Annotated in this window: 14 protein-coding genes and 1 riboswitch; of the genes, 10 read left to right on the top strand and 4 right to left on the bottom strand. The window is 44.5% G+C overall.

Annotation, left to right across the window (positions count from 1 at the left end):
- Positions 1–61: 61 nt before the first annotated feature.
- From DFP77_RS14180 to DFP77_RS14170, 3 genes are read right to left on the bottom strand one after another with little or no spacing between them, the layout of a single operon-like run.
- Entirely contained in the window at positions 62–655 is a 594-nt protein-coding gene (locus DFP77_RS14180; protein WP_114412868.1) for an SIS domain-containing protein, read from the bottom strand.
- Positions 656–660: 5 nt separating this feature from the next.
- A complete protein-coding gene (locus DFP77_RS14175; RefSeq protein ID WP_114412866.1) occupies positions 661–1,044 on the bottom strand; it encodes a YraN family protein in 384 nt (127 codons plus the stop codon).
- Complete coding sequence (locus DFP77_RS14170; protein ID WP_258861171.1) at positions 995–2,761, bottom strand: penicillin-binding protein activator; 1,767 nt, start codon at positions 2,759–2,761, stop codon at positions 995–997. Before DFP77_RS14170 ends, DFP77_RS14175 begins: the two co-directional genes overlap by 50 nt.
- A gap of 113 nt (positions 2,762–2,874) precedes the next feature.
- On the opposite strand from DFP77_RS14170, the gene rsmI reads away from it, so the two are divergent.
- The 7 genes from rsmI to DFP77_RS14135 all read left to right on the top strand — a co-directional run bounded on the left by rsmI (position 2,875) and on the right by DFP77_RS14135 (position 10,496).
- Positions 2,875–3,735 (top strand): 16S rRNA (cytidine(1402)-2'-O)-methyltransferase, encoded by an 861-nt coding sequence (rsmI, locus tag DFP77_RS14165; RefSeq protein WP_114412864.1) that lies wholly within the window; start codon positions 2,875–2,877, stop codon positions 3,733–3,735.
- A gap of 76 nt (positions 3,736–3,811) precedes the next feature.
- Positions 3,812–3,916: riboswitch (TPP riboswitch) on the top strand.
- A gap of 181 nt (positions 3,917–4,097) precedes the next feature.
- On the top strand, positions 4,098–6,113 hold the full coding sequence (gene thiC / locus DFP77_RS14160) for a phosphomethylpyrimidine synthase ThiC (protein WP_114412862.1): 2,016 nt from the start codon (positions 4,098–4,100) through the stop codon (positions 6,111–6,113).
- A gap of 15 nt (positions 6,114–6,128) precedes the next feature.
- Positions 6,129–7,664, top strand: a complete 1,536-nt coding sequence (gene thiE, locus DFP77_RS14155) for a thiamine phosphate synthase (RefSeq protein ID WP_114412861.1) — start codon at positions 6,129–6,131, stop codon at positions 7,662–7,664.
- Entirely contained in the window at positions 7,661–7,858 is a 198-nt protein-coding gene (thiS, locus tag DFP77_RS14150; RefSeq protein ID WP_114412860.1) for a sulfur carrier protein ThiS, read from the top strand. Before thiE ends, thiS begins: the two co-directional genes overlap by 4 nt.
- A gap of 1 nt (position 7,859) precedes the next feature.
- The gene (locus DFP77_RS14145; protein WP_114412859.1) at positions 7,860–8,636 is read left to right on the top strand and encodes a thiazole synthase; all 777 of its coding nucleotides are present in this window, start codon (positions 7,860–7,862) and stop codon (positions 8,634–8,636) included.
- On the top strand, positions 8,633–9,805 hold the full coding sequence (thiH, locus tag DFP77_RS14140) for a 2-iminoacetate synthase ThiH (RefSeq protein ID WP_114412858.1): 1,173 nt from the start codon (positions 8,633–8,635) through the stop codon (positions 9,803–9,805). The genes DFP77_RS14145 and thiH overlap by 4 nt, the downstream gene beginning before the upstream one ends.
- Before the next feature lie 208 nt (positions 9,806–10,013).
- Positions 10,014–10,496, top strand: a complete 483-nt coding sequence (locus tag DFP77_RS14135) for a Spy/CpxP family protein refolding chaperone (protein WP_114412856.1) — start codon at positions 10,014–10,016, stop codon at positions 10,494–10,496.
- Between the two features lie 159 nt (positions 10,497–10,655).
- Here the strand turns inward: DFP77_RS14135 and aroA are convergent, their stop codons facing one another.
- Entirely contained in the window at positions 10,656–11,933 is a 1,278-nt protein-coding gene (gene aroA, locus DFP77_RS14130) for a 3-phosphoshikimate 1-carboxyvinyltransferase (protein ID WP_114412854.1), read from the bottom strand.
- Positions 11,934–12,226: 293 nt separating this feature from the next.
- Between aroA and DFP77_RS14125 the strand changes: the two genes are divergently transcribed.
- The 3 genes from DFP77_RS14125 (at position 12,227) to DFP77_RS14115 (ending at position 14,542) form a co-directional block, all read left to right on the top strand.
- The gene (locus DFP77_RS14125; RefSeq protein ID WP_114412853.1) at positions 12,227–13,126 is read left to right on the top strand and encodes an aldo/keto reductase; all 900 of its coding nucleotides are present in this window, start codon (positions 12,227–12,229) and stop codon (positions 13,124–13,126) included.
- 247 nt (positions 13,127–13,373) lie between these two features.
- Positions 13,374–13,886, top strand: a complete 513-nt coding sequence (locus DFP77_RS14120) for a putative pterin-binding protein (protein ID WP_114412851.1) — start codon at positions 13,374–13,376, stop codon at positions 13,884–13,886.
- A gap of 113 nt (positions 13,887–13,999) precedes the next feature.
- On the top strand, positions 14,000–14,542 hold the full coding sequence (locus DFP77_RS14115) for a hypothetical protein (protein WP_147270562.1): 543 nt from the start codon (positions 14,000–14,002) through the stop codon (positions 14,540–14,542).
- Positions 14,543–14,577: the final 35 nt, after the last annotated feature.

The following is a 14,577-nucleotide window of genomic DNA, read 5'->3' as shown; positions in this document are numbered from 1 at the left end:
AAAAAAAGAGCCGCAAACAGCGGCTCTTTTTTTGTCTTGAATTTAGGTTTATTCGATTCTCTTAATCTTCATAGCCAAAAAGTTGTCGTTCAAGTAAATCTATTAATATATGGATAACACTCAGTTGGCACTCGTGTACTCTTGCAGTGCCAAGCAGATTTATTTTTATTTCTGTATCGTCTTGTGACGTAAGTGATGAAACGTTTTTGGCTTCTGGGCTGGTAAGGGCGACTATCCCCATTTTGCGCTCATGCGCTGCTTGAATGGCTTGTATGATAGGGGATGTGTTGCCACGGTTGGCTACAACGAACAGTATGTCCCCAGGATTGCCCAATGCAGTAATTTGCTTTGAGAAGACGTCGTGGTAACTGTCGTTATGGGTTATAGCTAATAAAGCAGCACCTTCACCGCTTAGGCAAATGGCAGGTAAGCCGGGGCGTTCTCTATCCATTCGATCTAGCATCAGGGTGCTGAAGTATTGCGATAGGTGGGATCCCGTACCATTACCAACACAAATCACTTTACCGCCGGAGGCAATGCTTGAAAAAATGACTTTAGCAGCGTGTTCAATGTAAGGGGGTAAACTTTCCAGCGCCTGTTGTTGTGCTTCAAAACTCTGGGCAAATTGTGTATAGATTGCTTCTTGAAAATCCATAGTTATTAAAATACTGCTTTCAGCCAAGTTAAGTGTTGTCGGTCTATTTCTGCGTCAAATAAGATTGCATCAAAACGACTTGCGTGATGTTCTTTACGGTTTTTTTGTAACCATAGTGCCGCGCTGTTGCGGACTTTTTGTAATTTAGAAGCGCTTAAGCTCTCGGCTGCGCTACCGTGTAATAGCTTTGCCCTATAGCGCACTTCTATGAAGATATAAGTGTCATTGTCTAAAAATATTAAATCTATTTCACCCATACGGCAGAAAAAATTTCTTTCAACAAAGCGAAGTCCTTCTTTTTTTAAAAAGGCCTCAGCAAGTTGCTCTGCTTTTTTGCCATTATTTTTCGAGGCTTTCCTTCTGTTCAAAAAACTGCTGACTGTTTGCATATACCAAATTTCCTTTTCGGTAGGTCATGATTTCAGGTCTTTTATGAAAAATACCATTTTCATCGATCGTTATAATGCCAGTATTTGCAGAAACTTTGGTGCTTGGGAGTAAGGCGAACAGCTTGTACTTGTTGGCTAATAGGTACGAATCTGCTCCCAATGCTTGTAGGCGTCGTAAAATGTTTGAACTTTGATTTTTCGGTAATGCACTCAATGCCGTATTTTTAGGGGTGAGTGCAGGGAGCTCTGTAAAGAGTATGCGCTCAATGTCTTCAGGCTTGGTTGATTTTTCAGGAGCGCTATCATTAAGAGTACTGCTGGCCAACATAGGGATTTTTTCGGCAAAGTAGAAATCTAATAAAGGCCTAATTTGCTTAGCATCATTTAACTTGCCTACATAGTAAACGTAATCAAGATCTTCTCGAGACCTTGCGATACTATCTACATTGGTTCCAGTCCACCTCTCAATCAGTCTTCGGCGGGCAAAACTCTCATCGATCAAGAGTAATTTCTGTATTGCCTCTTGTCTGCCTTTCGGCGTGTTAGCGTAGGTTTGGTTTGAAATTAGGTCCACATTTTCTTTTTCTGCAGCGGCTCGAAAATCATCCCCTTGCTTTAGTGCCCATGTGTCTTGAATGCTTAAAATAGCAGCTTTATTAGCGCTTTCTTTTTTGGCAAAGGCGATGATTTCGTGAATTTCATCTTCAGGGCTGAGAGAGAAGTGGAACAAGTTCTTAGGGTGCCGATTAATATCTAGCTGATTGAGTGCAATCACGGGGATAGGCAAATTTAAGCGACTAATCTGCGCCACATTATTTTTTTGAAGAGGGCCGATGATAACATCTGGCTGTATCTCGTTCGCGGCATCCAAAGCATCAGATATATTGGAGTAGTCCTCTACATTGATAATGACAACTTTTGGCTTTGCTTCTTTTTGATTGTAATAGCTGACAAAAAAGCCATCCACAATGGCTTGGGAAGCACGCTCTAATGGTCCGCTCATAGGGAGTAATAACACAATTTTTTCAGGCGCCATTTGGCCAACAGATGCCATTATCAGAAAGTCTTGTGGTGGTGATAGTGCAGCTGGGTGGTTTGGATTTTCTGCTTTCCAGTTGTCGAATACTTTTAGCTGTTGTTCGATTGAAAGTGACTGATTGCGTAAAATTCCACTGATGGTTAGCCATCCATTCAAAAGAGGCGTTTGCTGCTGGTACAGTTCGTCAACTTCATTCTTGGTCAGGTTTTGAATTGCTAACCATAATTTAGCTTGATTGTCTTCGCCTTCATTCAGTGGCAGGTTGAAAGTCAAGTCCATACGCAGATTGACCACATCTAACCAGTTACCGAAGTATTCTAAGATACTGGCTTTGGTTTCTTTTAGCGTGTTTTGATTGTCAGGGTGACGAGCAGCGGCCAAGGCATCTGCTTGGACTAAATAATTCATGGCAGCCGTTGAGTTATCTAGTTGAGAGGCGGCTTGTGCTGCTAATAAATATCCAGCAAAGCGAAGCGATGAGGTCGTGGTCAGTACGTCGTTTTCAAGTAGATCTAACGCCTGCTGGTATTCACCTTGTTCGTAAAACATTCTTGCAGAGGAGAAGCTTTTAGCCAGTGACTCTGAAACATCAGACGTTTTTCTTGGATGGTATATGCTTGCTGGCAAGCTGTTCTCTTGCCCTGCGTTTGCTTTCTGAGCTGCAGTTTGTTGTTCCATGTTTAAATTCATGGAATTACAGGCGCTTAGCAGCACACTGCAAAGAGTTAATGATATGATGCGGTAATTAATTAGGCTCATAAGCTTATAAAATGACAAATAAAAGAGGCAACATGGTACCACATAGTTCTGATGATGCGAGAGGGTCGCTGTACATAGTTGCCACTCCAATTGGCAATCTAGATGATTTCAGTAAGAGAGCAGAGCAAACTTTACGCGATGTAGACTATATAGCCGCAGAAGACACTCGACACACTCGCCGCTTGCTCAATCATTTTGCGATTGAAGCTAAGCTATTTTCAATTCACGATCACAATGAAAAAGATAAAGCTAACTACGTTGCCAGCTTACTAGAGGAAGGCAAAAATGTTGCCCTAGTCTCTGATGCGGGTACGCCACTTATTTCAGATCCTGGCTATCACGTGGTGCATGCATTACGAGAGCAAGGTCATAAAGTCGTGCCGATCCCTGGTGCTTGCGCGTTGATTTCAGCATTGTGTGCTTCTGGTTTGCCTACCGATCAGTTCTTTTTTGCTGGCTTTGTTCCTGCTAAATCCAAAGGTCGTTGTGACTTGTTTGAATCTTGGAAGAAGCAAACTGGCACCGTGGTTTTTTATGAATCTACTCACCGAGTTTATGACTCCATTGCGGATGTACAAAAAGTCTATGGTGAGGATGCTCAGCTGGTTTTAGCGCGGGAAGTAACGAAAACGTTTGAAACGTTTTTATCCGGAACGGCCTCAGAAATACTTGCCAAGTTCGATGCAGATGCCAACCAAATGCGTGGTGAGTTTGTCGTTATGCTGAGTTTTACGCAAGAAAGCGGTAATGAAGCCGAATTAGAAGCGAAGCGTATTCTGACGATTTTGTTAGAAGATTTACCGGTTAAGCAAGCGGCAGCCATGGCGGCTAAATTAACGGGTGAGAAGAAAAATTACCTCTATAAAATGGCGCTGGAAATGCAAGCCGAGTAGTTTTTCGTTGATTGGTTCCCCAAACGCTTGCTGAAAATGTGGGTGTTTACATTCCGATAAGACTGGGTATACTCAGCCCTACTTGTCGGAGTGCCATTTGGCTGAGATCGCATAATTAAATGCGGGATCCGCAGAACCTGATCGGGCTAATACCCGCGTAGGAAACAAGAAAGTCTCTATTTTTCTTTTCTGCATCGAATGAACTCCTGATTTTTATGGAATCGATGCGGTCATATGTCTATAGCATCCTTTCCTAATAAAATTCAGGGTTCATGTTTTGCAAATTAACGCCAGTAGTGCGTTTGCCTGTAAAACAGCACCCCAGACAAGCAATTCTCCATTTTTTAAATAAGGGAAGTGCTATGTCGACTACTAATGAACCTCAAAAAAAACCAAGCAAACAGACTCGAGAAGAAACGCGCCAAGCCGCCAAGTCTTTTATCGAATCATTACAAGCCAAGCCTTTTCCAGCGTCTGAGCGCATATATTTGAGCGGATCAGACGATTCGATTCGCGTTCCTATGCGTAAGATCAACTTAACCGATACACCGATTGGTTCTGATCCAGATAACCTGACTTTCGAACCCAATGAAGCCATCTATGTTTACGATTGTTCTGGTCCATATGCAGATCCGCACGAAAATATCGATGTGTATCGTGGTTTGGCGCCAATGCGTGCTTCTTGGATCGACAAGCGTAATGACTCCGAGGTGTTGCCCAGTGTGTCGTCAGAATTTGCGCAATCACGTTTAGAAAACTCGGCTCTGGATGAATTGCGTTTTAAAGAGTTACCTAAAGTACGCAAAGCGCGCCAAGGCAAGTGTGTGACGCAAATGCATTACGCTCGTCAAGGTGTTGTTACGCCAGAAATGGAATACATCGCTTTACGTGAAAATCAAAATATCGATGCGATCAAAAGCGAATTGTTATTGAAGCAGCACCCAGGTCAAAGCTTTGGGGCGAACCTGCAAACACGCATTACGCCAGAGTTTGTTCGTGATGAAGTGGCAAGAGGTCGCGCCATTATCCCTAACAACATCAATCACCCTGAATCCGAGCCCATGATCATTGGTCGTAACTTCTTAGTGAAGGTGAATGCCAATATTGGTAACTCTGCCGTGACATCTTCCATTGAAGAAGAAGTAGAAAAACTGGTGTGGTCGACCCGTTGGGGCGCAGACACCGTGATGGACCTATCGACCGGTAAAAACATTCATGAAACGCGTGAATGGATCTTGCGTAACTCGCCCGTGCCAATCGGTACCGTACCTATTTATCAAGCTTTGGAAAAAGTCGATGGCGTGGCCGAAAATCTGAACTGGGATGTGTTTCGCGATACCTTGATCGAGCAAGCGGAGCAGGGTGTGGATTACTTTACCATTCACGCCGGCGTTTTGCTGCGCTATGTGCCCATGACGGCGAAACGCCTGACGGGCATCGTGTCTCGCGGTGGTTCTATCATGGCGAAATGGTGTTTGGCGCACCACACAGAAAGCTTCTTGTACGAGCGCTTCCGCGAGATTTGTGAGTTGTGCGCGCAATACGATGTGGCCTTGTCGCTTGGTGATGGCTTGCGTCCGGGGTCTATCATGGATGCCAATGACGAAGCACAAATGTCGGAACTTCGCACCTTGGGCGAATTGACAAAAATCGCTTGGGAATACGATGTGCAAGTGATGATCGAAGGGCCGGGGCACGTGCCAATGCAGCTTATCGAAGAGAATATGACCGAGCAGCTGAAGCATTGTCACGAAGCACCGTTTTACACCTTAGGGCCATTAACGCAAGACATTGCTCCGGGTTACGATCACATCACGTCTGGCATTGGTGCCTCGCAAATTGGTTGGTACGGCTGTGCCATGCTGTGCTACGTGACGCCGAAAGAGCACCTTGGCTTGCCAAACAAAGAAGACGTAAAAGAAGGTTTGATCACCTATAAAATCGCCGCTCATGCAGCGGATTTGGCCAAGGGACATCCAGGGGCGCAAATTCGTGACAATGCCTTGTCGAAAGCGCGTTTTGAGTTTCGTTGGGAAGATCAGTTCAACCTGTCGTTAGACCCTGAAACCGCCCGTTCCTACCATGATGAAACATTGCCACAAGCTTCCGGAAAAGTGGCACATTTCTGTTCCATGTGCGGGCCAAAATTTTGCTCGATGAAAATCACCCAAGAAGTTCGCGATTATGCAAAAGGGTTAGAGAGTGCAAAAGAGTTCGAAGGCACACAGGCAATCGATGTGAGTGCTTTAGAAGCGAACGCAGGTATGCAGCAAATGTCTGAGCACTTTCGTGAGCTAGGTAGTGATGTCTACTTAACCACAGATAAGTTAACCACAGATAAAATAACGTCAAACAAATCAAAAGAAGAATCGCTGTAAGCGAAAGGAGGATATATGTCTATAAAACCTCCTGTGGTCTGGTGCGTGGGCGAGTCGGACTCGTCCGCCAACGTTGGACTTCAAGCGGATTTGGGTACAGGGCAAGATTTAGGTTGCCATGTGCAAACCATCGTCACTTGCATCACAGCGCAAAACCCCAAAGAAGTGCGCTCCGTCGAGGCTGTTTCTTTGTCCATGTTCGATGAGCAGTGGCAAACCTTGCTCGATGATGTACCGCCAGATGCTATTAAAGTGAGCTTGCTACCATCCATTGAGATAGTAAAAGCCTGTTCGATTTGGTTGAAGCGTGTTAAAGCAGACTTTCCTACTGTGTTGGTTGTCTTTGATCCCGTTATGGCGGCGAGCAGCGAGTTGGGAGATCAATTGCAGCAAGACTCAGTCGCAGCGTCTTTATTGGAATCAGTGCTGCCTTATGTGGATGTCATTACACCCAATTTGATGGAGTTTGAACGGCTGACAGGTTTATCAGCTCAGCAGTCAGTGGTTGATATACAAGGTCAGTTGGCTGCGTATTTATCGTCGTCCAAGTGTGCTTGGTTGCTGAAATCAGGTCAATTAGATTCAGAGAAGGCAACAGGCTGGCTAGTGAACCGGGATTCTATCATTGGTTTCGCATGCGAAAGACTGGTTGTACAAAACACCCGTGGCACAGGCAACGCCTTGTCGACAGCATTAGCGAGCTTTATTGCTCATGGCTACGATCTTTTGGATGCGATGACTATGGCGCAAGCTTATATCACTGGTGCCTTGAAAACAGGCGTGGAAATAGGCAAAGGAATTGGTTCATTGGGTCGACCTGGTTGGCCTCTTCAGATTGAAAACCTTCCAGCGATTGTTTCACCAAACATGAGCACAAAGGCGCCAACAAAACGGCCTTTTGCCAAGATGGACCTCAAAAAAATGGGCTTGTATCCCGTTGTTGATTCTGTGGATTGGTTGGAACGAGTGTTAAAGCAAGGCGTGAAAATCGCTCAGTTGCGCATCAAAGACCCTGACGACGCAGATCTAGAAAGTAAAATCCAACAGGCGATTGCCTTGGGTAAAGAGTACGACGCGCAAGTCTTTATTAATGACTATTGGCAGCAGGCCATCGCTTTTGGCGCTTATGGCATTCATCTCGGTCAGGAAGATTTGGAGGTGGCGGATTTAGCGAAAATCCAAGCTGCAGGGCTGCGACTCGGCATCAGTACCCATGGCTACTATGAAATTGCTCGAGCTCAATCTATCCAACCAAGCTACATTGCTTTGGGCCATATTTTTCCAACACAAACCAAAGATATGCCATCTCAGCCACAAGGCTTAAGTCGACTGGTCCATTACGCAACTTTATTAAAAGGCGCGTTTCCGACTGTGGCCATTGGTGGTATCAATGCCGAACGATTGCCGAGCGTTACGCATACGGGCGTCGATAGTGTTGCCTTGGTGACAGCCATCACTAAAGCGATTGATCCAGAAGCAGCGACACAATTACTCATTAGGTCGTTTGAACAGCACTCGAACACTCAAAGAAATAAAGGAGGCGAGCAATGAAGATTATGTTGAACGATGCGTCTCATGAGTTTGTTGGAGAGACGCTCCAAGATTTGCTTACTCAATTAGGCAAAAGCGAGCAGGGTATTGCCATTGCGATTAACCAGCAAGTGGTGCCAAAAAGCTTGTGGTCTAGTACGGAGCTGAATGAGCAGAGTCAGGTATTTATTTTTGAATCGATTGCAGGAGGCTAATATGTCGTCTTTATTTATTGCTGGACACGAATTTCATTCTCGGCTTTTTACCGGAACTGGCAAGTACGCCAGTGCCGATGCCATGATGGATTCTTTAAACGCTAGTGAGAGTGAGTTAGTCACGTTATCGTTACGTCGTATGGATTTAAAAAATCAGACGGACAATATTCTTCAGCCTTTGCTGCAACAGGGGATGAAATTATTGCCTAATACGTCTGGTGCGCGCACCGCGAAAGAAGCGGTATTTGCCGCTGAACTTGCTCGTGAGGCATTAGAAACCAATTGGGTGAAGTTGGAGATTCATCCTGATCCGCGTTATTTGATGCCAGATGGTATGGAAACCCTATTGGCCGCTGAAGAGTTGATCAAAAAAGGCTTTGTGGTGATGCCTTATGTTCATGCCGACCCCGTGCTTTGTAAGCGATTGGAAGAAGTGGGCTGTCAATGTGTTATGCCGCTGGGGTCGCCTATTGGCTCGAATATGGGGTTGGCGAGTCGTCCTTTTCTGGAAATTATTATTGAGCAAAGTAGGGTGCCTGTGATTGTGGATGCAGGGATTGGTGCGCCATCTGATGCTGCTTTAGCGATGGAGATTGGTGCGGATGCGGTATTGGTAAATACGGCCATGGCCGTCGCTAAGCAACCGGCTCAAATGGGCAAGGCCTTTAAACTTGCTGTGGAGGCAGGGCGTATGGCTTATGAATCGGGTTTGGGGGAAAAACGCTTGCAAGCGAATGCCACCAGCCCTTTGACGGATTTCATTGGGGCTCTGTCATGATAGAAGGAGCCAGTCAAAAAATTCGCATGCTAGAACAAAGTCCTGCTACGAAAGGTCAATTCAGCGAGTTTGTTGAAAATGCCGATTGGCAGGAAGTGACACGGTCGCATCAAGAAAAAACTGAGCAAGATGTGTTGCGAGCCTTGAGCAAAAGCAAGTTGGATGTGGATGATTTTGCAGCCTTGATTTCTCCTGCCGCAGAGCCGTATTTGCTGGAAATGGTGGCGAAAAGCGAGCAGCTTACTTTGCAACGCTTTGGTAAAACGGTGAGTTTGTTTGCGCCTTTGTATTTGTCTAACACCTGCGCGAACGAATGTACCTATTGTGGTTTTTCTATGAGCAACGCGATTAAGCGTCTCACTTTAAATCAAACCCAGCTAGGAAAGGAAATCGAAGCGATTAAAGGCAAAGGCTTTGATCATATTCTCCTGGTGACAGGAGAAACCAATAAAGTCTCTATGCCTTACTTTGAGCGCATGATTCCGCTTATCAAGCCGCATTTTAGTCAGCTCTCCATGGAAGTTCAGCCATTAGATGCAAACGAATACAAACAGCTACAAGGTATTGGCTTAGATGGTGTGCTGGTTTATCAAGAAACTTATCGACGAAAAACCTATCTTGAGCATCATTTACGCGGCAACAAATCCAACTTCAACTATCGACTAGACGCGCCGGATCGAATCGGGCAAGCAAGTATCCATAAAATTGGCTTGGGTGTGTTACTTGGCTTGGAGGATTGGCGTACTGACTCTGTGATGATGGCACATCATTTACGGCATTTGCAAAAGCGTTATTGGCGCAGTCGTTTTAGTGTGGCGTTCCCGCGTATTCGTCCTTGTGAGGGTGGGATCGTTCCCAAATCAGTCATTTCAGATCGTCAATTAGTTCAGCTTATTGCTGCGTGGCGCTTGTTTGATCGAGATTTGGAAATGAGCTTGTCTACTCGTGAGTCCCCTGAATTCCGCCATCATGCGGTGCGTATGGGCTTTACCACCATGAGTGCGGAGTCGAAAACCCAACCGGGTGGATACGCGGATGATTCTCTGGAAGCCTTAGAGCAATTTGAGATCAGTGACGAAAGGCCAGTTGCAGAAATCATGGAGATGATTCGTCAACAGGGGCGCGAAGTGGTCTGGAAAGATTGGGATCCAGCGCTTTCTTACATTTAAATGTGGATGATCGTAAAGCCAATCATTCGCACTTCTAAGAATATGTTCAGGTTTGCTCGCTTATTAGGAAAAAACGGTGAATGCGCACTTTCCTTTACGTTCTCATGACAAGTTGTGCATCTCGATTCACTCTCTTTGGCACTGTTTGACAGATAAATCGACATAATGGATTTCATTCAAACAGGAAACAGAGCGTAAGGAGCTAACTATGTTTAATCGTAAAAAAGCAGGAATGATGGGTGCGATTGGTTTAAGTGCCGCGATTATTACTGGCGTAGCCGTCAGTGCATTTGCAGAAACTAAAACGCCTCAGGGCGATATGTCTAAAGGTGAAGCGGTGCAAAGCGCTCCAATCAATACTGCACCAAGCCATGAACAACTGGCAAGTCGCATCGCGCAACAGCTAGGTTTGGATGAAAAAACTCAAACCAAAGTGTCTGACCTTTTTGAAAAAGACGGTAAGGCAATTCGTAAAATTCAAGAGCAGTTACAAACGACTCAAATGGAGATAAGTAGTTTATCACCAGGCTCTAAAGGCTACATGGATAAGGTGGATGATCTTGCAGAAAAAAGTGGTGAGCTAACAGAAGATCTGACCGTGGCTTATGCAAAGAACCGTGCAGGCCTTTATGAGTTGTTGACGCCTCAGCAAATTGAAAAGCTGGAAACTCCAGTACAGCCACAATCGTAATATTTCATTAATACATTTCCCTTTGTATTGAGAGCCTTGCCCCAGCCGTTCATGCTGGGGCTTTTTTTTCAAAAAAAGCCAAATCTCTGATAGGGATTTGGCTTTTACTATTTTTGTTCGAAGAAGTAGGTTTAAAGAAGGCTTGCGTCCTTTAAAAACTTAGCTTGCAACTGTGTTGAACAGTTCGAAATAGGTTGGGAAGGTTTTTGATGTGCAGCCCGGATCGTTGATAGTTACAGGTGTATCTGAAAAAGCAACCAGCGAGAAACACATAGCGATGCGATGATCGTTATAAGTATCGATGGCGGCATGTTGTAGTTTCTCAATGGGCGTGACGGTAATGAAGTCTTCGCCTTCAATTACATCAGCACCGAGCTTTTTCAACTCCGTTGCCATGGCGTACAAACGGTCTGTTTCTTTTACACGCCAATTGTAAATGTTGCGAATCGTCGTTGTACCTTTTGCAAAAAGGGCAGTAGTCGCTATAGTCATGGCTGCATCTGGGATGTGGTTCATGTCTAGATCAATGCCATTAAGTTCGTTATGTTCTGCGGCAATCCAAGTTGGGCCATAAGTGATCTTAGCGCCCATTTTTTCGAGTACTTCCGCAAATTTTACATCGCCTTGTACACTGTCAGTGCCAACGCCATGAACTTTGATTTTTCCACCAGCAATAGCTGCTGCGGCTAGGAAGTAAGACGCAGAAGAGGCGTCACCTTCTACCATTATTTCACCAGGGCTTTGGTAGGTTTGTTGACCTTTTACCACAAATGCTTGGTAGTTTTGGTTTTCAACGTCGACACCAAATTGCTTCATGGCATGCAGGGTGATATCTATGTATGGCTTGGAAACTAGTTCACCATCTACTTTGATGGTTAAGTCACCTTTCGCCAATGGCGCGCTCATTAGAATAGCGGTTAGGAATTGGCTTGAGATGTTTCCTTTAATAGAAACTTCACCGCCAGATAGGCCGTTCGCTTTAATTCGTAAAGGCGGATAGTTCTTCTCGCCTTCGTAAGCGATATCAACACCGAGAGCTGTTAAGGCATCAACTAGGTCACCAATTGGGCGTTCATGCATACGTGGTTCACCATGTAGGTAGAACTCGCCTTTGCCTAGACAAAGTGCCGCGGCTAAAGGGCGCATAGCTGTGCCGGCGTTACCCAGAAATAGGTCTCCGAAATCAGCTTGAATCGGCCCAGCAAGGCCTTCTAGTACACAGGTTGTGCCGTTGTTTTCTAGAGAATAGTTGACGCCTAATTTAGTTAGGCTTTCTAGCATGCGGCGAATGTCGTCGCTGTCTAGTAGGTTGGTGATTTTCGTGGTGCCTTTTGCTAGCGTTGCTAGCAATAAAATGCGGTTTGAAAGGCTTTTGGAACCTGGGATCTGAATCTCTCCATTTGCTTTGGAAAGAGGGCCTAGCGTAATTGAATTCATTATTAAGTCCATCACAGTAGTGTTGTGTTTATTGTTTCGCTCTTGTGCTTACTGATGTGTCGCTGCGTGTAAATTATAAGTGTCCGATATTGCCCGCAATTAACTCGTGATAATTTGTCCGTAATAAAGGTGGTCGCGTCGCTCTTTCAGCAGAGGTCAGTCTTGAATGTTGCATAGTATACCTTCGATGATGTTTCCTGTCAGTTGTGCCGATTCACTCAGTTTGCTGTTTTTTATAGCAAAGTCTCTTTAGAATGCTGATAAATAAAATAATGACGTTGAGGAAAATATCCATGAGACACCAATATCACCCCCTTGGTTTTGACGGGTCACGTATCGCACAAGGTTTTTGGCGACTAGAAGAGTGGAATATGACGTCCTCAGAAACACTAGGTTTTATTGAGGCATGTTTAGACCTTGGCGTGACGACGTTTGATCATGCGGATATTTATGGTGGTTATCAGTGTGAAGCTTTGTTTGGCGAGGCACTAAAGCTTAAACCCGCTTTGCGAGATAAGATGGAAGTCATCACTAAGTGTGGGATTTTGTTGCCGTCTGACAATCGTCCTGATATTCAGGTTCATCGATATGATTATCGCGCTGAACACATATTGGCAAGTGTCGATCAATCTTTGGCAAATTTGCAGTGTGAATACATCGATACTTTGTTGTTGCACCGACCGAGTCCTTTGATGGATGCGGATGAGGTCGCACAGGCGTTTGATTTGTTATTTACACTCGGTAAAGTTAAGCACTTTGGCGTGTCCAATTTTACTACTCGTCAATTTGATTTGTTGCAGTCTCGCCTTGATGCGCCTTTGATCATCAATCAGGTGGAATTGTCACCACTTGCGTTGCAGCATTTTGAAGATGGTACATTAGATCACTTGCAGCAGCATGCTGTAACACCAATGGCATGGTCGCCTTTTGCTGGTGGCGAGTTGTTTTCTGGAACCAGTGAGAAAGCTAAGCGCGTACAGGCTGTGTTGAATGAATTAGCTCAAGAAAAAAACTGCACCGTAGATCAGATTGTTGTGGCGTGGATACTAAAGCACCCGTCAGGAATATGTCCTGTAATGGGGTCTGGTAAGATCGATCGTTTAGCTGTCGCGGTAGAAGCTATGTCAACGCACCTTAGTGATGATGACTGGTTTAGAGTTTGGATTGCTTCAAAGGGCCAGCCGGTTCCATAGCCTTTATTGTTATCACTTTTTCTATCATCGCTTACGCTTTCTAGCTGGGCGCTTGTCTAACGACGCTTTCGGAGTGGCTACGTAAGATAGCTGCTTCGCAAAGCGTTTTTTTTATATAAATGTGTTTCATTATTTTTCTTTTGTTCTTGTCGGTGTAGAAAGTGTGTTGTTTCGTAAGGCGTTGACGGAAATCTCATATTTATTCTTTATACTCCTTGGAAAATATTCATTTATATAGGTGTACTGAATGAAGCAGTATTTTGTCTTAGGCTTGATCTCTGTAGCCACCGCACTTCCATTGTCTAATATTCAAGCTCATGAATTACCTAAGCCGTCAGGTAAAGTTATTCTGACTGTCAGCGGCAGTATAAAGAACACCAATACTGCGGATAGTACGGCGGAGTTCGATCGTGAAATGTTGATGAGTTTAGATGTAATCGAATTAAAAACAGATACCCCTTGGAGTGAAGGTGTTGATTCATATCGAGGCCCTTTATTACGTTCTTTAATGGCTGCGGTGGGAGCTCAGGATGGGGCCTTATCAGTAACTGCGTTGAATGATTTTAGCTCGGTTGTTCCGAGTCAAGATGGTGAGGAATACAATGTTATTTTAGCTATGGATCTGAACGGTGTGCCTATGTCGGTAAGAAATAAAGGACCGCTGTTTCTCCTTTATCCTTTTAGTGATTACCCCAGTTTAAACAATGAAGTAATTCACAATCGGTCTGTTTGGCAAATCAAATCCATACGTATTGAGTAAAAACCAGCATGCATCGATATATTTCTACTGTGCTCCGCAGATTTGGGGTTAACAAAACCTCACCTATACTTTTATTAGTAATGGCAGCATGCATTTTTATGGGTGCCTCTGTCATGATTTTCTTTGAGTTGGTTGATCGGCAAAAAGTGATCATGTCTGCGGTCGAAGAAGATGCACTTTGGGCGGCATATCAACTAGACAGAGAGTCGCTGAAGCTTAAAAGTACATTGAAGTTATTGGAAGATGAATTTACTGAAGAGCGCCTTGAAGAAGCCAAATTACGTTTTGACATACTTTATAGTCGTATCCATGTATTAGAGGCTGGCGAACTTCATGTGCTATTTAAGCGTTTACCTGAATATGAAAGCCTTTTGCTTTTTTTACAAGAAAAAATGCTGGAAATTGAGCGACTCCTTTTTAACGAAGGGAACGCTACGATAGTCGCTGACATCCTGATAAAAAGTGATGAAATGCTAAAGGAGACGGAGAGCATTGTTCATAAAACATTGGCTTCTCGTTCTGTTGAAAAAGTGCAGCAGCGAAAGGATGCATTGGGTCTTTTTATTGAGCTTGGCTCGTTAATCGCATTGTTGACCCCTGAATTCAAGTCCGAAGTGCGACACTTTCACTTCAAGCAACTAAGCACATTTCTTTAAACACTACGGCTGGTTGCTTGAACCCTAAACACTTC

This window comes from Marinomonas foliarum (assembly GCF_003337275.1).
Lineage (GTDB): Bacteria > Pseudomonadota > Gammaproteobacteria > Pseudomonadales > Marinomonadaceae > Marinomonas > Marinomonas foliarum.
The sequence above is the reverse complement of the archived record's forward strand: the minus strand, read 5'-3'. Positions and strand labels throughout refer to the sequence as shown.

Excerpts from the sequence above, each read along its gene's own strand:
- DFP77_RS14180 (WP_114412868.1), bottom strand. The coding sequence starts at position 655 with ATGGATTTTCAAGAAGCAATCTATACACAATTTGCCCAGAGTTTTGAA.
- DFP77_RS14175 (WP_114412866.1), bottom strand. The coding sequence starts at position 1,044 with ATGCAAACAGTCAGCAGTTTTTTGAACAGAAGGAAAGCCTCGAAAAAT.
- DFP77_RS14170 (WP_258861171.1), bottom strand. The coding sequence starts at position 2,761 with ATGGAACAACAAACTGCAGCTCAGAAAGCAAACGCAGGGCAAGAGAAC.
- rsmI (WP_114412864.1), top strand. The coding sequence starts at position 2,875 with ATGGTACCACATAGTTCTGATGATGCGAGAGGGTCGCTGTACATAGTT.
- thiC (WP_114412862.1), top strand. The coding sequence starts at position 4,098 with ATGTCGACTACTAATGAACCTCAAAAAAAACCAAGCAAACAGACTCGA.
- thiE (WP_114412861.1), top strand. The coding sequence starts at position 6,129 with ATGTCTATAAAACCTCCTGTGGTCTGGTGCGTGGGCGAGTCGGACTCG.
- thiS (WP_114412860.1), top strand. The coding sequence starts at position 7,661 with ATGAAGATTATGTTGAACGATGCGTCTCATGAGTTTGTTGGAGAGACG.
- DFP77_RS14145 (WP_114412859.1), top strand. The coding sequence starts at position 7,860 with ATGTCGTCTTTATTTATTGCTGGACACGAATTTCATTCTCGGCTTTTT.
- thiH (WP_114412858.1), top strand. The coding sequence starts at position 8,633 with ATGATAGAAGGAGCCAGTCAAAAAATTCGCATGCTAGAACAAAGTCCT.
- DFP77_RS14135 (WP_114412856.1), top strand. The coding sequence starts at position 10,014 with ATGTTTAATCGTAAAAAAGCAGGAATGATGGGTGCGATTGGTTTAAGT.
- aroA (WP_114412854.1), bottom strand. The coding sequence starts at position 11,933 with ATGAATTCAATTACGCTAGGCCCTCTTTCCAAAGCAAATGGAGAGATT.
- DFP77_RS14125 (WP_114412853.1), top strand. The coding sequence starts at position 12,227 with ATGAGACACCAATATCACCCCCTTGGTTTTGACGGGTCACGTATCGCA.
- DFP77_RS14120 (WP_114412851.1), top strand. The coding sequence starts at position 13,374 with ATGAAGCAGTATTTTGTCTTAGGCTTGATCTCTGTAGCCACCGCACTT.
- DFP77_RS14115 (WP_147270562.1), top strand. The coding sequence starts at position 14,000 with ATGATTTTCTTTGAGTTGGTTGATCGGCAAAAAGTGATCATGTCTGCG.